14 protein-coding genes are annotated in these 16599 nt (G+C 69.9%); 8 read left to right on the top strand and 6 right to left on the bottom strand.

Annotated features, from left to right (window positions below; translation table 11 throughout):
- Positions 1-22: 22 nt before the first annotated feature.
- On the bottom strand, positions 23-976 hold the full coding sequence (locus tag BT364_RS03540) for a metal ABC transporter substrate-binding protein (protein ID WP_072483555.1): 954 nt from the start codon (positions 974-976) through the stop codon (positions 23-25).
- Between the two features lie 201 nt (positions 977-1177).
- On the opposite strand from BT364_RS03540, the gene BT364_RS03535 reads away from it, so the two are divergent.
- Together BT364_RS03535 and BT364_RS03530 are read left to right on the top strand one after the other, a co-directional pair.
- The gene (locus BT364_RS03535) at positions 1178-2560 is read left to right on the top strand and encodes a glycine--tRNA ligase (protein WP_072483554.1); all 1383 of its coding nucleotides are present in this window, start codon (positions 1178-1180) and stop codon (positions 2558-2560) included.
- Positions 2561-2819: 259 nt separating this feature from the next.
- Positions 2820-3056, top strand: coding sequence for a DUF6243 family protein (locus BT364_RS03530; RefSeq protein ID WP_072483553.1), 237 nt, complete (start codon positions 2820-2822; stop codon positions 3054-3056).
- Between the two features lie 80 nt (positions 3057-3136).
- Here the strand turns inward: BT364_RS03530 and BT364_RS41310 are convergent, their stop codons facing one another.
- Together BT364_RS41310 and BT364_RS03525 are read right to left on the bottom strand one after the other, a co-directional pair.
- Positions 3137-3307, bottom strand: coding sequence for a hypothetical protein (locus BT364_RS41310; protein WP_177327985.1), 171 nt, complete (start codon positions 3305-3307; stop codon positions 3137-3139).
- A gap of 16 nt (positions 3308-3323) precedes the next feature.
- A complete protein-coding gene (locus BT364_RS03525; RefSeq protein WP_072483552.1) occupies positions 3324-4805 on the bottom strand; it encodes an MFS transporter in 1482 nt (493 codons plus the stop codon).
- A 70-nt stretch (positions 4806-4875) separates the two neighbouring features.
- On the opposite strand from BT364_RS03525, the gene dusB reads away from it, so the two are divergent.
- The 4 genes from dusB (at position 4876) to BT364_RS03500 (ending at position 11488) form a co-directional block, all read left to right on the top strand.
- A complete protein-coding gene (gene dusB, locus BT364_RS03520) occupies positions 4876-6024 on the top strand; it encodes a tRNA dihydrouridine synthase DusB (RefSeq protein WP_072483551.1) in 1149 nt (382 codons plus the stop codon).
- Positions 6025-6669: 645 nt separating this feature from the next.
- Positions 6670-9417, top strand: a complete 2748-nt coding sequence (gene ppdK / locus BT364_RS03510) for a pyruvate, phosphate dikinase (protein ID WP_072483549.1) — start codon at positions 6670-6672, stop codon at positions 9415-9417.
- 509 nt (positions 9418-9926) lie between these two features.
- A complete protein-coding gene (locus BT364_RS03505; RefSeq protein WP_072483548.1) occupies positions 9927-10901 on the top strand; it encodes an ArsR/SmtB family transcription factor in 975 nt (324 codons plus the stop codon).
- Positions 10902-11083: 182 nt separating this feature from the next.
- The gene (locus BT364_RS03500; protein ID WP_072483547.1) at positions 11084-11488 is read left to right on the top strand and encodes a VOC family protein; all 405 of its coding nucleotides are present in this window, start codon (positions 11084-11086) and stop codon (positions 11486-11488) included.
- 24 nt (positions 11489-11512) lie between these two features.
- Here BT364_RS03500 and BT364_RS03495 read toward each other — a convergent pair whose 3' ends face one another.
- The gene (locus BT364_RS03495; protein ID WP_072483546.1) at positions 11513-12442 is read right to left on the bottom strand and encodes an oxidoreductase; all 930 of its coding nucleotides are present in this window, start codon (positions 12440-12442) and stop codon (positions 11513-11515) included.
- Between the two features lie 86 nt (positions 12443-12528).
- Here BT364_RS03495 and BT364_RS03490 point away from each other — a divergent pair, with 86 nt between their 5' ends.
- Complete coding sequence (locus tag BT364_RS03490) at positions 12529-13317, top strand: sulfite exporter TauE/SafE family protein (protein ID WP_072483545.1); 789 nt, start codon at positions 12529-12531, stop codon at positions 13315-13317.
- Between the two features lie 24 nt (positions 13318-13341).
- On the opposite strand, the gene BT364_RS03485 is transcribed toward BT364_RS03490, so the two are convergent.
- Positions 13342-13965, bottom strand: coding sequence for a class F sortase (locus tag BT364_RS03485; RefSeq protein WP_072483544.1), 624 nt, complete (start codon positions 13963-13965; stop codon positions 13342-13344).
- A gap of 99 nt (positions 13966-14064) precedes the next feature.
- Positions 14065-14871: a hypothetical protein gene (locus tag BT364_RS03480; protein ID WP_256259561.1), complete on the bottom strand. Its 807-nt coding sequence runs from the start codon at positions 14869-14871 to the stop codon at positions 14065-14067.
- Between the two features lie 1043 nt (positions 14872-15914).
- Between BT364_RS03480 and BT364_RS03470 the strand changes: the two genes are divergently transcribed.
- Positions 15915-16541 (top strand): NADPH-dependent FMN reductase, encoded by a 627-nt coding sequence (locus tag BT364_RS03470; RefSeq protein ID WP_072483541.1) that lies wholly within the window; start codon positions 15915-15917, stop codon positions 16539-16541.
- The last annotated feature ends 58 nt before the right edge of the window (positions 16542-16599 follow it).

Below are 16599 nucleotides of genomic sequence, written 5' to 3'. Positions count from 1 at the left end.
GCTGTGGCGGGGGTTGCGGGGGTCACTTCGCGCCGAGCGCCTTCTGCAGGGCGGCGAGGTTGGACCGCATGACCTCGATGTAGTCGCCGCCCTTGGACTTGGGCGTGATTCCTTCGAGCGGGTCCAGGACATCGGTCTTCAGGCCGGTGTCCTTGGCGACGGTCTTCGCGGTCCTGTCGCTGGCGAGCGTCTCGAAGAATACGGTGGTGGCCTTCTCCCGCTCCGCGATGGTGTGGATCTCGCTGATCCGGGCGGGGCTGGGCTCGGCCTCGGGGTCGACGCCGGCGATGCCCTCCTGGGTGAGGCCGTAGCGCTCGGCGAGGTACCCGAAGGCGGAGTGGGTGGTGATGAACGTCTTGGTGGAGGTGTTCTTCAGCCCGTTCACGTACGCCGTGTTCAGACCGTCGAGCTTGGTGACCAGCGCGTCCGTGTTCTTGCGGTAGTCCGCGGCGTGGTCGGGGTCGGCCTTCTCCATTGACGCGCCCACGCCCTTGGCGACCTCGGCATACTTCACCGGGTCCAGCCAGATGTGCGGGTCGGCCCCGGCCTCGTCGCCGTGGTGCTCGTGGCCGTGCTCGTCGGCGCCGGTCTCGGTGCCGTGGTCCTCCAGCGTGGTGAGCTTCGCGGCGTCGGTGACGTTCTTCGCGCCGGACTGCGCGATGGCGTCGTCCACGGCGGGCTGGATGCCCTTGAGATACAGGACGAAGCCGGCGTCGGTGAGCCCGCCGATCTGCCGCGGGCTGAGCTCCAGGTCGTGCGGCTCCTGGCCCGGCTTGGTCAGCGTGGTGACGGAGACGTGCTTCCCGCCTATCTGCTCGGCCAGGAACTGCATCGGATAGAACGAGGCCACCACGTCCAGCTTGTCGCCGTTCTTGCGGTCCGCGGCGTCGGTGGAGGAGCAGGCGGTGAGGGCGGTGAGGCCGAGGACGACTGCTCCGGCGACGGCGGCGGTGGGTATGAGGCGGCTTACGTTCATGACAGTCATTTTCAACAAAACTGGAAACGATTGTCAACAAGGCTTATGAGATGACTTCGTGGCCGACCGTGCCGATACCGATTTGATCCAGGGGCCGTGCCCGCCGGTAATCTGAGGCATTCGCCCGCCCGTCTCCCGACCTCCCCCATCGAGGCGCTTCGCGCCACCCCTGTCCCATTTCGTCGCAATGAAGAGAGCACCGTGGCCGCCGACAAGATCGACTCCATCGTCAGCCTGAGCAAGCGCCGTGGCTTCGTCTACCCGTGCAGTGAGATCTACGGCGGTCAGCGCGCCGCCTGGGACTACGGGCCGCTGGGTGTCGAGATGAAGGAGAACCTCAAGCGCCAGTGGTGGCGCTACATGGTCACCTCGCGCGAGGACGTGGTCGGTATCGACTCGTCGGTCATCCTCGCCCCCGAGGTCTGGGTCGCCTCCGGTCACGTCGCCACGTTCACCGACCCGCTGACCGAGTGCACCTCCTGCCACAAGCGCTTCCGCGCCGACCACCTGGAGGAGGCGTACGAGGAGAAGCACGGCCACGCGCCCGCGAACGGCCTGGCCGAGCTCAACTGCCCCAATTGCGGCAACAAGGGCACCTTCACCGAGCCCAGGCAGTTCTCGGGTCTGCTCTCCACCCACCTCGGCCCGACCCAGGACTCCGGCTCGGTCGCCTACCTGCGCCCCGAGACCGCCCAGGGCATCTTCACCAACTTCGGCCAGGTGCAGCAGACCTCGCGCAAGAAGCCGCCGTTCGGCATCGCCCAGATGGGCAAGTCCTTCCGGAACGAGATCACTCCGGGCAACTTCATCTTCCGCACCCGCGAGTTCGAGCAGATGGAGATGGAGTTCTTCGTCAAGCCGGGCGAGGACGAGGAGTGGCAGCAGTACTGGATGGACCAGCGCTGGAACTGGTACACGGACCTCGGCATGCGCGAGGAGAACATGCGCTGGTACGAGCACCCGAAGGAGAAGCTCTCCCACTACTCCAAGCGCACCGCCGACATCGAGTACCGCTTCCGCTTCGGCGGCAGCGAGTGGGGTGAGCTGGAGGGCGTCGCCAACCGCACGGACTACGACCTCAAGGCGCACTCCAAGGCGTCCGGCTCCGACCTGGCGTACTACGACCAGGAGGCCGGCGAGCGCTGGACCCCGTACGTCATCGAGCCGGCGGCCGGTGTCGGCCGGGCGATGCTCGCCTTCCTCCTCGACGCCTACATCGAGGACGAGGCGCCCAACGCCAAGGGCGTCATGGAGAAGCGCACCGTGATGCGGCTCGACCCGCGTCTCGCGCCGGTCAAGGTCGCCGTCCTGCCGCTGTCCCGCAACCCGCAGCTGTCGCCGAAGGCCAAGGGCCTCGCGGCCGACCTGCGGAAGAACTGGAACATCGAGTTCGACGACGCGGGCGCCATCGGCCGCCGCTACCGCCGTCAGGACGAGATCGGTACGCCCTTCTGCGTCACCGTCGACTTCGACACCCTCGACGACAACGCGGTGACCGTGCGCGAGCGCGACACCATGAAGCAGGAGCGCGTCTCCCTGGACCAGATCCAGGCCTACCTCGGCGCCCGTCTGCTGGGCTGCTGACGTATCGCTCGCGCTGACGAAGCCCCCGGTTCCCCGTGCGGGGCGAATTCCAGGGGGCTTTGTCGCACGCCGGGCACCCGGGTGCGGGGTCCGGACCCAAAAGCGGGTGCGGGGGCCGACCGGGCCGGGGTACGGTTCCGGCATGTATTCGTTCTTCCAGATCTACGAGTGAGCGCGCGGCGGGTCCGACCACCCGCCGCCCACCGGACCGATCCAGGTCGATTCAGACCTCACTTCGCACTACGAACGGGAGAACGCCGTGGCCAAGAGCCGTAACAACCTTCTCGGTGTGGGCGGACAGCGCAAGAAGCTGTCCCGCGCCGATCAGCAGGGCGTGGGCGCTGCCCGCACCACCGACCGCAAGGCGGCCGCCGACCAGAAGCAGGAGCTGCTGCGCAAGATGCGCGAGCGTGCGCAGTCCGGCACCGCCTCCGAGGCGGCCCCGGCGGACGGTGCCGCGGACGCGCCCGAGCAGGACGCCCCGGCACAGAGCTGACGCCTCTTCAACACCCGTACGACCGTGGGCCCGGATCACCTCGTGATCCGGGCCCACGCCCTTTGCCCCGTGTCCCGCGCTCACGCCACCCGGCGCGGCAGCCGCAGACTGAGCAGCGTCGTCAGCGCCACCGCGGCCGGCTGCACCAGCAGCGGCACGGCCAACGCGTCCCGCATGCCCGCGCCCGGGACCAGGGAGAGGAACAGGGTTCCGAGCGTGACCCCGGCGCTGCGCCCGTGAGGAAACCGCACAGCGGCTGCGGCGCCTTCAGGCCCTGGAACCCGCCGAGGTCCGATCCCCGGCCGGTGAGGACTTCGGCTCCAGCCGCTCGGCGGTCCGGCGCGCCGTCTCCCGCGCCCAGCGCCCGCTCGTCAGCGCCCCCACCAGCAGGACGCACAGCCCGCACCCGCCGAGGATCCACCAGGCGGGCGTGCTCGCGTCCACGAACGCCGCCGCGTACGCGGCGCCGCGCGGCGACCCGGTCCCGGCGACCCCCGCCGCCAGCACCGCGCCGATCACGGCGACCCCGAGCGTCCCGCCGATCTGCCGGCTGGTCGAGGCGACCGCGGCCGCCACCCCGGCCTGCGAGCGCGGCATCCCGGAGACGGCCGTGTTGGTGATCGGCGCGTTCACCATGCCGAAGCCGAGACCGAACAGCACATAGCCGGTGAACAGCAGGACGTTGTCGGTCTCCGCGTCGAACACGGCGAACAGCAGCCCGCACGCCGTCATCGTCACGCCCGCCACCAGCAGCGGCAGCCGCGGCCCCCGGCTGCCGACGAGCCGCCCGGACAGCGGCGCGCAGACAAAGGTCAGGGCCGCCATCGGCAGCATGTACAGACCGGCGTGCAGCGCGCTCAGCCCGCGCACGTTCTGCAGATAGAGGGTGTTGAGGAAGAGGAACCCGCTCAGTGCGGCGAAGGCGCAGACCGCTATGACGGTGGCCCCGCTGAACGGGGCGCTGCGGAAGAACCGCAGATCGATCAGGGGCTCGGCACGCCGGGGCTCGTACAGCAGCAGCCCGATCAGGGAGCACCCGGCGAGCGCGGCGAACAGCAGGATCAGCGGCGATTCCCAGCCCTCCGAGGGCGCCTCGATGATCGCGTACGTCAGCGAACCGAGCAGCCCGATCACCAGCAGCTGCCCCACCGGGTCGGGGCGGCGCGGCTTCGGGGCGCGGGACTCGGGGACGTACCGCCAGGTGAGCAGGAGCGCGGCGAGACCGACCGGCAGATTGATCCAGAAGATCGACCGCCAGCCGACCGAGTCCACCAGCAGCCCGCCGATCACCGGGCCCGCCGCCATGGAGATGCCGACGACACCGCCCCACACCCCGATGGCACGGGCCCGCTCGCGCGGGTCGGTGAAGGTGTTGGTGATGATCGACATCGCGACGGGGTTGAGCATCGAACCGCCCACCGCCTGCACCATCCGGAACGCCACCAGCGACTCCAGGTTCGGCGCCACGGAGCAGAGCAGCGAACCGAGGGTGAACAGGACGAGCCCGGTCTTGAAGACCTTGCGGCGCCCGATCCGGTCGGCGGTGGAGCCCGCGAGCATCAGCAGCGAGGCCAGGACGAGGGTGTAGGCGTCGATCGTCCACTGCATGCCGGCGACGGTGGCGTGCAGCTCCTTCTGCATGGAGGGCAGGGCGACGTTGAGCACGGTGCTGTCGAGACTGACGATCAGCAGGCTCATGCAGCAGATCGCCAGTACCAACTGCCGTCGGCGGTGACTGAGCTCGGGCATACATGGATAGTACGGTTAACTAACGAACTCCGCTGCTGGAGGGCCCGGCTCCGTACGCGACAATGGAGCAATGACCACGCTCGCCCCCGCCCTCCCGCTGCTCCGGATCGGCCCGCACACGGTGCAGCCGCCGGTGGTGCTCGCCCCCATGGCCGGCATCACCAACGCCCCGTTCCGCACCCTGTGCAGGGAGTTCTCCGGCGGCAAGGGGCTGTTCGTCAGCGAGATGATCACCACGCGGGCGCTGGTCGAGCGCAATGAGAAGACCATGCAGCTGATCCACTTCGACGCGAGCGAGACCCCGCGCTCGATCCAGCTGTACGGAGTGGACCCGGTCACCGTCGGCAAGGCCGTCCGCATGATCGTCGACGAGGACCTCGCCGATCACATCGACCTGAACTTCGGCTGCCCGGTCCCCAAGGTGACCCGCAAGGGCGGCGGCTCGGCGCTCCCGTACAAGCGGCCGCTGCTGCGCGCGATCCTCAACCAGGCGGTCTCCAACGCGGGCGACCTGCCGGTCACCATCAAGATGCGCAAGGGCATCGACGACGACCACATGACCTACCTGGACGCGGGCCGGATCGCGGTCGAGGAGGGGGTCACGGCCGTCGCCCTGCACGGCAGGACGGCCGCCCAGCACTACGGCGGCACCGCCGACTGGGACGCCATCGCCCGCCTCAAGGAGCACGTCCCGGAGATCCCCGTCCTCGGCAACGGCGACATCTGGTGCGCGGACGACGCCCGCCGGATGATGCGCGAGACCGGCTGCGACGGCGTGGTCGTGGGGCGTGGCTGCCTGGGCCGCCCCTGGCTCTTCGGCGACCTGGTGAGCGAGTTCGAGGGCACGGGGACGCGGCAGGCGCCGGGGCTCCGGAAGGTCGCCGACGTGATGCTGCGGCACGCGACGCTGCTGGGGGAGTGGATCGGCGACGAGACGCGCGGGGTGATCGACTTCCGAAAGCACGTCGCCTGGTACCTCAAGGGCTTCTCGGTCGGCTCGGAGATGCGCAAGAGGCTCGCGGTCACCTCGTCGCTGCAGGAGCTGGGCGGGCAGTTGCAGGAGCTTGACCTGGACCAGCCGTGGCCGGACGGCGCGGACGGGCCGCGCGGGCGCACCTCGGGCAACAACCGCGTCGTGCTGCCGGACGGCTGGCTGAAGGACCCGTACGACTGCGCGGGCGTGAGCCCGGACGCGGAGCTGGACACCTCGGGCGGCTGAGGCGGTACGCCGAGGGCGGCAACGGGCCTTCCAGGCCCCTCCCGGCTCTTTCCCCGGCCCTTCCCGGCTCTTCCAGGGCACGCGGCGCCACAGGCACCGCGTGCCTCTTCTTTGTCTCGCTCATCTGAGCGCAATATCTGGTCGGATTCGGTGGCAGTTCGGTCGGCGAGCGACTCGAACGAGCCAACTGCGGGCACCGTGCGGCGATTCTGTTCACGCTCAGTTCTCATCCATGATCGTCGCGTGACGGCCGGTCGTCGATCCGGTGTCCGGATGGTGACATCTGAGCGCCGTTCACGGAGTGATTCTCGCCACCCTGGGAGTCTGCATGCTCAGATGAGCGAAATTTCGAGGGCTTGACTTCTCAAATGATGGCACTCGGTGCCAGGGGCCTCCAGTTTGATCGATCGACACTTCCGTTGCGGAGTGTCGTCGACCTGTCGAAAATCCGCACCTCTGGGTGATTATGTATTTAAGAAGTGAACGCATGGCTCCGATCGGGCGACGGACGGCGTCACTTTCGATCTGCTGGCGGACGGGTGGTTGAGGCCTCATGACGCGCAAGTGGACGTACCCAGACACCTTCGATCTGGGTATGTTCCTCGCCGTCAGGGCAGCCACCGCGTCCTCGAGGAGTCGAGACCCGTGTCGGAAAACAAAGATCCCCACGTATCCACCCCGGAATCCCGGGAGTCCGAGGGCGAGAAGTTCGTTTATGACTTCACCGAGGGCAACAAGGATCTGAAGGACCTCCTCGGCGGCAAGGGTGCGAACCTCGCCGAGATGACCAACCTCGGGCTCCCCGTCCCTCCGGGATTCACCATCACCACCGAGGCGTGCAAGGTCTACCTCGAGAGCGGCGAGGAGCCGGCCGCGCTGCGTGCCGAGGTCAGCGCGCACCTCGACGCCCTTGAGGCGCGGATGGGCAAGAAGCTCGGCCAGGCCGACGACCCGCTGCTGGTCTCCGTCCGCTCCGGCGCGAAGTTCTCGATGCCCGGCATGATGGACACGGTCCTCAACATCGGCCTCTCCGACGAGTCCGTGGTCGGTCTCACCGCGCAGGCCGGCGACGAGCGGTTCGCGTGGGACTCCTACCGCCGCCTCATCCAGATGTTCGGCAAGACCGTCCTCGGTGTCGACGGCGACCTCTTCGAGGAGGCGCTGGAGGCGGCGAAGGAGGCCAAGGGCGTCACCGTCGACGTCGACCTCGACGCGGCCGACCTGAAGAAGCTGGTCAAGCAGTTCAAGAAGATCGTCGCCCGGGACGCCGGACGCGACTTCCCGCAGGACCCGCGCGAGCAGATGGACCTGGCCATAAAGGCCGTCTTCGACTCGTGGAACACCGACCGGGCCAAGCTCTACCGCCGCCAGGAGCGCATCCCCGGAGACCTGGGCACGGCCGTCAACGTCTGCTCGATGGTCTTCGGCAACCTCGGCCCCGACTCCGGTACGGGTGTCGCGTTCACCCGCGACCCGGCCAGCGGCCACCAGGGCGTCTACGGCGACTACCTGCAGAACGCGCAGGGCGAGGACGTCGTCGCCGGCATCCGCAACACCGTGCCGCTCGCCGAGCTGGAGTCGATCGGCAAGAAGTCGTACGACCAGCTGATGCAGATCATGGAGACCCTCGAAACGCACTACAAGGACCTGTGCGACATCGAGTTCACCATCGAGCGCGGCCAGCTGTGGATGCTCCAGACCAGGGTCGGCAAGCGCACCGCCGGTGCCGCCTTCCGGATCGCGACCCAGCTCGTCGACCAGGGCCTGATCGACGAGGCCGAGGCACTCCAGCGGGTCAACGGAGCGCAGCTGGCGCAGCTGATGTTCCCGCGCTTCGATGACGAAGCGAAGACCGAACTGCTGGGCCGTGGCATCGCCGCCTCGCCGGGCGCCGCGGTCGGCAAGGCCGTCTTCGACTCGTACACCGCGGTCAAGTGGTCCCGCTCCGGCGAGAAGGTCATCCTGATCCGCCGCGAGACCAACCCCGACGACCTCGACGGCATGATCGCGGCCGAGGGCATCCTGACCTCGCGCGGCGGCAAGACCTCGCACGCCGCCGTCGTCGCCCGCGGCATGGGCAAGACCTGTGTCTGCGGCGCCGAGGACCTGGAGGTCGACACCAAGCGCCGCCGGATGACGGTGGGCGGCCGGGTCATCGAGGAGGGCGACGTCGTCTCCATCGACGGCTCCACCGGCAAGGTGTACCTCGGTGAGGTCCCCGTCGTGCCGTCCCCGGTCGTCGAGTACTTCGAGGGCCGGATGCACGCCGGTGCCGACGACGCCGACGAGCTGGTCGCCGCCGTGCACCGGATCATGGCGTACGCGGACCGGGTGCGCCGGCTGCGGGTGCGGGCCAACGCCGACAACGCCGAGGACGCGCTGCGGGCCCGCCGCTTCGGCGCCCAGGGCATCGGCCTGTGCCGCACCGAGCACATGTTCCTCGGCGAGCGCCGCGAGATGGTCGAGAAACTGATCCTCGCGGACACCGACGCCGAGCGCGAGGCCGCGCTGGAGGAGCTGCTCCCGCTCCAGAAGGCCGACTTCATCGAGCTGTTCGAGGCGATGGACGGACTGCCCGTCACCGTACGGCTGCTCGACCCGCCGCTGCACGAGTTCCTGCCCGACATCACCGAGCTCTCGGTGCGGGTCGCGCTCGCGGAGTCCCGCAAGGACGCCAACGAGAACGACCTGCGTCTGCTCCAGGCCGTGCACAAGCTGCACGAGCAGAACCCGATGCTCGGTCTGCGTGGGGTCCGTCTCGGTCTCGTCATCCCCGGCCTGTTCGCCATGCAGGTACGGGCGATCGCCGAGGCCGCGGCCGAGCGCAAGAACGCCAAGGGCGACCCGCGCGCCGAGATCATGATTCCGCTCGTCGGCACGGTCCAGGAGCTGGAGATCGTCCGCGAGGAGGCCGACCAGGTCATCGCCGAGGTCGAGGCCGCCACCGGCACCCGGCTGAAGCTCACCATCGGCACGATGATCGAGCTGCCGCGCGCCGCGCTGACCGCGGGCCAGATCGCCGAGGCCGCGCAGTTCTTCTCCTTCGGTACGAACGACCTGACGCAGACCGTGTGGGGCTTCTCCCGCGACGACGTGGAGGCCTCGTTCTTCACCGCGTACCTGGAGAAGGGCATCTTCGGGGTGTCGCCGTTCGAGACGATCGACAAGGACGGCGTCGGCTCGCTGGTCCGCAGCGCCGTCGCGGCCGGCCGGGCCACCCGCCCGGACCTGAAGCTCGGCGTCTGCGGCGAGCACGGCGGAGACCCGGAGTCGGTGCACTTCTTCCACGAGGCGGGCCTGGACTACGTGTCCTGCTCCCCGTTCCGTATCCCCGTGGCCCGGCTCGAAGCGGGCCGGGCGGCGGCGGGTTCGACGGGCAGCGACAGCCGCTGACCCGGCACCGAATCCCCTGACTCCGCTTCCGGAGTCGCCGTCGGCCCCTCACCACCCTCACCGGCTCGACGGCGGCTCCGGTACACCCCAGGACGGCGGCACCCTGTGCGGGGGTGCCGCCGTCCCGTTTCGTTCTGGGGAAATCTTTGTTCGGCGTTGTTCCTTTTTCTTCGCGCATTAGACAGGGTTCGTTCAATACGCAAAGAAATGGGCCGGAAACGGGCCGGGATGCGGTCCATGGATCCCCATCCATGGACCGCACCCGGGTTACCCCCATCGAGCGCGGTGCCGCACCGTCGTCCACCGCCGCCGGGCGCGCGAAACCCCCCACGGCCTTCACTCGCCCCTTCCGGTGGCGCCGGAATCGTGCCCGACGTCGTACAGCTTTTCGGGTGATGGCGGGTGGGTGCGAGGCGTTTCACCTCTGGCCGAAACCCCGTGGTGACGTGCTGTTACGGATCACCTACCCTGGGGTGGGGGTAATTGCAGGTGCAACAGGTGGGGGACCGGTGCTGCGTATCCATATGTCCGGAGTGGACCTTTCCAGGGTGCGGATGGCCACCCGGCCGGACGCGCTGTGGGAAACCGCTCTGAGTTTCCACCGGCTGAGGGACCGGCGCGGTTCCGCGGTGTTCGGGAAATGGCGTACGGAAACCCGGCGTCGGTTGAATGGTGAAGTACGTCTGCTGTCCGCGCTGATTCCACCGCGCGGCTATTTCCCGGATTTTCTGACGCCTTCTCAGGAAAGCGGCGAGCCGTACGGCATCGACGCGGGAATGGAGGCATTACGCGGCACCCCGCCCGGCCGGGTCCTCGCCGAACTCGCCCTGCTCGCCGCCGAACGCCGCGATCCGGGCCGCTCCCCGGACAGCCGCGCCGAACCGTTCGGCCGCCTCGCCGACGTCCTGCGCGGCTACCACCGTGCCGCCATCGAGCCGTACTGGCCGCACATCCGGGCCAGCGTCGAGGCCGACCGCGCGGTCCGCGGCCGCGCCCTGCTGGACGGCGGCGCGGACGAACTGCTCGCCTCCCTCCCGCCGATGATCCGCTGGCGGGCCCCCGTACTGGAGGCGGACTACCCCGTCGACCGGGATGTCCGTCTGGACGGCCGGGGGCTGCTGCTCCAGCCGTCCTTCTTCTGCCGCGTCACCCCCGTCGTCTACCGCGACCCGGAGCTTCCGCCGGTCCTGGTCTACCCGGTCACCCACTCCCGCGCCCCGGTTTTCGCCGAACCGGGCCCCTGGCTCGGCCGGCTCCTCGGCAGCACCCGCTCGACGGTCCTGAGCGCCATAGGCAACGGCTGCACGACCAGCGAGCTCGCCCTCCGGGCCGGGGTGTCCCTCGCCTCGGCGAGCCAGCATGCCTGTGTGCTGCGCGAGGCCGGCCTGATCCACACCCTGCGGCACGGCGGCTCGGTCCTGCACACGCTGACCCCCCTGGGCGGATCGCTGCTCCGGGGCGGCGCACCGCTCGCCATGTCCTGAGGCGGGCGCCGGCCGTGGCGACAGGCGGGCGGACGTTGACTGTGACGGCAGGCGGGCGGATGCGACGGCAGGCGGACGGGCTCCGGAGCGGCGAAAATTTTTTCGTGGGCGGCGATGAGTTCCGCGATGCCCCGTCGTCTACCTGTCGTACACATTCGAACAACAGAGAGAGCGAAGCGGCCATGCCTCAGATGATCTTCGTCAACCTGCCGGTCAAGGACCTCGAAGCGACCAAGTCCTTCTTCGGCAAGCTGGGCTTCTCGTGCAACCCGCAGTTCACCGACGAGAACGCCGCATGTCTGGTCATCAGCGACACCATCTTCGCGATGCTCCTCACCGAGCCGCGCTTCAAGGAGTTCACCAGGAAGGAGATCGCCGACGCCTCGAAGTCCACCGAGGTGATCATCGCCCTGAGCGCCGAGAGCCGGGAGAAGGTGGACGAGCTGGTCGACACCGCCCTCGCCTCCGGCGGATCGCCGGCCAACGAGACGATGGACTACGGCCACATGTACGGCCGTTCCTTCCAGGACCCGAACAACCACATCTGGGAGGTCATGTGGATGGACCCCGCGGTCGTCGAAGGCTAGGTCTCTCGTTTGGATCAGGCCGGATCAGGGGGCGAGGTCCGGATACGTCACCCCCGTGAGCTGCTCGGACGCCACCCAGAGCCGCTCGCTCGTCACATCGTCGCGCGTCCAGCCCGCCCGCCAGGACGGGGCGGGCGCACCGCGCCAGCCCAGCGGCCCCGGCCCGGTGAACGAGCCGGGGCGCACGCCGGGCGCGGTGGCCGCGTACAGCGTGGGCAGCGCACCGGCCGAAGCGGGCTGGGCGATGACCCGGTTGCCCAGCTCGAAGAACCGCTCCACCGCCCGGCGGCTCTCCATCCGGGCGGCAGCGGACTGGAGGTTGGTCGCCGCGTATCCCGGGTGCGCGGCGGCGGCCACCAGCCGGGAGCCGGCCTTCGTGAGCCGTCGCGCCAGCTCGTGGACGAAGAGCAGATTGGCGGTCTTCGAGCGGCCGTAGGCGATCCAACGACGGTATTTCCGCTCGCTGTTGAGATCCCCCATGTCGAGGTCGGACAGCGCGTGCATCCCGCTGGAGACGGTCACCACACGTGCCCCGGGGGTGTCGAGGAGCCGGGGGAGCAGCAGCCCGGTCAGGGCGAAGTGCCCCAGGTGGTTGATGCCGAACTGCCTCTCGAAGCCGTCGGCCGTCGTCCCGTACGGGAGGGCCATCACGCCCGCGTTGTTGATCAGCAGATCGAGCCGGGCGGGCGCGTGGACCCCGGCGAACTCGCGCACCGAGCCCAGATCGGCCAGATCGAGCGGTACGAAAGCCACGTCCGCTCCGGTCACGGCCCTCCGGATGCGGGACTCGGCCTCCCTGCCGCGCGTCTCGTCACGGCAGGCGAGCAGGACCCTCGCTCCGTGCCGGGCCAGCTCCCGCGCGGTGTGCAGGCCGATGCCGCTGTTGGCTCCGGTGACCACGGCCGTACGGCCCCTCTGGTCCGGGATGTCGTTCGCGTTCCAGCCGTGGCTCATGGGCCCCAGCGTACGGCGGCTCGGGAACCTCAGGTTTGGCTCAATCCGATGGACTGTGCATGGATCGCCTCCCTAGGGTCGCGATCATGCCCGATATAACCATCACCACCCTGATCGTCCTCTGCCTCGCCGCAGCCGCCGCGGGCTGGATCGACGCGGTGGTCGGCGGCGGCGGACTGCTTCTGCTGCCCGCACTGCTCCTGGGGCTGCCGCACGTCCCGGCCGCGCAGGTACTGGGTACCAACAAGGCCGTCGCGATCGTCGGTACGTCGGGCGCCGCCGTGACGTACATACGCAAGGCACCGGTGAAGGTCGGGACCGCGCTGCGGATCGGACTCGCGGCGCTGGCCGGATCGATGGCCGGTGCGTTCTTCGCCGCCGGGATCAGCAGCGAGGTGCTGCGGCCGGTGATCATGGTGGTGCTGCTGGCCGTCGCGGCGTTCGTGCTGCTGCGGCCCTCGTTCGGCAAGGACACGGGCGACGGCGTGCGGCAGAAGGTCACCCGGGCCCGCACGATCACGGCCATCGTGCTGGTCGGCGGCGGAATCGGCTTCTACGACGGGCTGTTCGGCCCCGGCACGGGAACGTTCCTGGTGCTGGCGCTGACCGCGGTGCTCCGACTCGACCTGGTGACGGCGTCCGCCACCGCCAAGATCGTCAATGTCTGCACCAACGGCGGCGCGCTGGCGATGTTCGCCTACCAGGGCAGTGTGCTGTGGCAACTGGCGGCGCTGATGGCGGTGTTCAACCTGGCGGGCGGGCTCCTCGGGGCGCGGATGGCGCTCAGGAAGGGCAGCGAGTTCGTCCGGGGCGTGCTGCTGGTCGTGGTGTTCTCGCTGGTCGCGAAGCTGGCCTTCGACCAGTGGACGGCCTGAACGGCCCATGCCCGGCGGCCGGGTTCAGCGGACGGTGGTCAGATGCGCGTACGCCACCACATTGCCCCGGTAGCCCGTCGTCTTCGAGAAGCCGCCTCCGCAGGTGATCAGCCGCAGCGAGGCGAAGGACGAGGCGCCGTAGACCCGCTGGTCGGGGAAGTTCTCGTTCTCGTAGACCTCGATCGCGTCGATGGAGAAGACGGCGGTACGGCCGTCCTGGCGGACCACCTCGACCGTGCTGCCCTTCTGCAGGGCGCCCAGGTCGTAGAAGACCGACCGCCCCTGCGCGTTGTCCACATGACCGGCGACGATCGCACTGCCCTCGGAGCCCGGGGGAGTGCCGTCCCGGTACCAGCCGACGACATTGCGGTTCCCGGCCGGCGGCACATCGAGACTGCCGTCGGCCCCGAGCCCGAGTCGCATCATCGGGGCGTCGACCCGGATGCCCGGGATGCGGATGCGTACGGGGGCCGAGGGCTTCAGCGGTTCGGCGACCGGCGATCCCGGCTGCGGTGTCGGGCCGCCGGCGAAGGCCTGGGCGGCGGTCGGCCGGGGCGGGACCAACTGGTTGTCGGCACCGTTCCGGATCAGCCAGACACCGGCCAGCGCCGCGATGACCAGCAGCCAGCCCTTGGCCTTCTCGGACACGGTCGTCCTCCGGGAGTCGGAATGGGGACGGTCCCGTCCCGGTGGCGCGCGGCCACCGGGACGGGAACCAGGCGGTACGGAGACGTGTATCCGTCTCCGTCAGCCGGCTCCCTGCGTGCCGCTCGCCCGGCGACGCAGGAGCCAGGCTCCGCCGACGGCGGCCGCGGCGAGAACGCCGGCGCCCGCCGCGATCTGGGTGGTGTCGGGGCGGATGCTGCCGCCGACTCCGGTTTTGACGTGCCCGGTGGGGCCCGTCGGGGCGTCCCCGGGGCGGTGCCCGGAGGCCGAACTGTCGTGTCCCGACGAGGACGAGTTGTCGTGCCCGGACGAGCTCTCGCCCCGGCCCGCGTCCTCGCCACTGCCCGTGCTCTCGCCCCGGCCCGCGTCCTCGCCCCTGCCCGTGCTCTCGCCCCGGCCCGCGTCCTCGCCACTGCCCGTGCTCTCGCCCCGGCCCGCGTCCTCGCCCCGGCCCGCGTCCTCGCCCCGGCCCGCGTCCTCGCCCCGGCCCGCGTCCTCGCCACTGCCCGTGCTCTCGCCCCGGCCCGTGTCCTCGTCCCCGGACGGGTTGTCGCGCCCACCCGGGACATTGAGTCCGGATAGGGCGTCGCCCCCCGAGACGGAGTCGAGCAGCGAGGGCGCGTCGAGGCCGGAGAGGGTGTCGAGGCTGAACGGGTTGACCGTGCCGGACCCGGTCCCGTCGCCCCCGCCCTCGTCGCCCCCGGCCTCGTCGGCGGTGGTGGCCCGCGCTCCGAGGTCGCCGGTGGTGCGCGACGCGGCACCGGCCGCGCCGGTCCGCAGCGCGCCGGCATCACCTGCGTACGCGGACGGCCCGGCGGTGAGGAAGCCGAGCGTGGCTATGGCGACCGCGGATGCGGCGGCACCGGTCACTGGGCGGGCAGGACGCATGGGGGGTTCCTCCGGCGATGGCGCGAGTAGGCGTGTCCTGACCCCGAGCTAACGGGCGGTCCGCCGCCGACGCCTGCTGACACCGAGTCAGCTCTCACTCGAACGGACCGGCGCGGCCTCCTTGCCAAGGTGTAAACGCGCAGGTCACGGTGGTGATCGAGGCGGTCGGAGCCGGCCCCTTGCCGCCCGGTGCCGATCGGGTGATGCCACCCGGGGAGAAAGTGGCGTACATCACACGCATGACCTCGTGGGTGCCGGGCACACGTCTCACACCCCCCACGGGACGGTGTTACGAGGCCGCCCCCGGCCGCCGCCCTCACCGGCCCGATCCCCCTGGGCCCGGTGAGGGCGGATTCGTGCCGGAGAGAACCGGACCGCACGCGCACAGTCACCATGCATGGCCGATTGCTGCAGCAGTATTTCGACCTCATGGCGAGAGCGGCCAAAGGCTGGTGCAGGCCCGCAGGCCCGCAGGCCCGCAGGTGCGGACCAGGCTGGCGTTCGCGCATTCGTGCTCACGCTCCGTACGCAGAAAGCCCTCGCCGCACGCCCACCGCGTGGACAGCGGGGTCCACCGGCCGCCGGTCCCGATCGGCGGGTAGCCGCCCGCCCTGGTGGCCCCCCGGGCGGCATCACCTTCGTCCGCAACCCGAAGTGGTGGGGCAAGAAGGGCAAGCTCGACAAGCGGGTCTACGTCAACCTGGAGTCGACCGCCGCGGTCAACGCCGGACCTCGACGAGCAGATCGCGGCGGTCGACAAGGTCGAGCGGAAGGCGCTCCAGCAGTACGCCTTCCTGCCGCTGTTCAGCGGTCCCTCGACGTACAGCGTGAAGAAGGGCCTCGCCGACATCGGCGCCACCATCTTCTACAGCCCGCTCCCGGAGACGGTCGGCTGGGAGAAGTTGCCCCTGGCAGAGTCCTGCCCCGGTGCGATCGCCCGATCGCACCGGGGCAGAACTGCCGGGCCCGGAGGATGGGCCCGGCGGAAGGGTCCGGTCGAACAGGCTTGACCTCAACCGTGGTTGACATACGAGTCTCTCCGCATGGACCTCACCACAGTTGCCTCATCGACCGCATCCACGACCGGCTCCACCGCACCCCTGAAGGTCGCGGTCATCCTCGCCAGCAACCGCGAGGGACGATTCGGCCCCGTGATCTCCGACTGGTTCCTCTCGCACACCGCCCCGCACCCCGACATCGAGACCGATCTGATCGACGTCGCGGAACTCGATCTCCCGGTCGCCCTCTCCCACCGGCCCGACGCCGAGGCACAGGCCCGGCTCGCGGCCGTCGCGCCCCGGCTGGCGGCGGCGGATGCCTTTGTCGTCGTCACCCCCGAGTACAACCACTCGTACCCGGCCCCGCTGAAGAACCTCATCGACTGGCACCGCGCCGAGTGGCAGGCCAAGCCCGTCGCCTTCGTCTCGTACGGTGGGGTCTCCGGCGGGCTGCGCGCCGTCGAGCACCTGCGGCAGGTCTTCGCGGAGCTGCACACCGTCGGCATCCGCGAGACGGTGTCCTTCCACAACGCGGGCGCCCTGTTCGACGACGAGGGCAGGCACCGGGACCCGGCGGGCTGCGACGCGGCGGCCGAGGTGCTGCTCGACCAGCTGGTCTGGTGGGGGCACGCCCTGCGCGACGCCAAGGCCGTCCGCCCGTACGGCGCCTGACCACAAGCGCCGCGCCGCGACGTCCCCGACAATCGACGGGTACCGGGACACAGGACCG

Source organism: Streptomyces atratus (assembly GCF_900119365.1).
In the GTDB taxonomy this organism is placed as follows: domain Bacteria; phylum Actinomycetota; class Actinomycetes; order Streptomycetales; family Streptomycetaceae; genus Streptomyces; species Streptomyces atratus_B.
Note: the sequence above shows the minus strand (reverse complement) of the source record. Positions and strands in the feature narration are given on the sequence as shown.

Coding starts and splice junctions, on each gene's coding strand:
- BT364_RS03540 (WP_072483555.1), bottom strand. CDS start 976: ATGAACGTAAGCCGCCTCATACCCACCGCCGCCGTCGCCGGAGCAGTC.
- BT364_RS03525 (WP_072483552.1), bottom strand. CDS start 4,805: ATGCCCGAGCTCAGTCACCGCCGACGGCAGTTGGTACTGGCGATCTGC.
- dusB (WP_072483551.1), top strand. CDS start 4,876: ATGACCACGCTCGCCCCCGCCCTCCCGCTGCTCCGGATCGGCCCGCAC.
- BT364_RS03500 (WP_072483547.1), top strand. CDS start 11,084: ATGCCTCAGATGATCTTCGTCAACCTGCCGGTCAAGGACCTCGAAGCG.
- BT364_RS03495 (WP_072483546.1), bottom strand. CDS start 12,442: ATGAGCCACGGCTGGAACGCGAACGACATCCCGGACCAGAGGGGCCGT.
- BT364_RS03490 (WP_072483545.1), top strand. CDS start 12,529: ATGCCCGATATAACCATCACCACCCTGATCGTCCTCTGCCTCGCCGCA.
- BT364_RS03480 (WP_256259561.1), bottom strand. CDS start 14,871: ATGCGTCCTGCCCGCCCAGTGACCGGTGCCGCCGCATCCGCGGTCGCC.
- BT364_RS03470 (WP_072483541.1), top strand. CDS start 15,915: ATGGACCTCACCACAGTTGCCTCATCGACCGCATCCACGACCGGCTCC.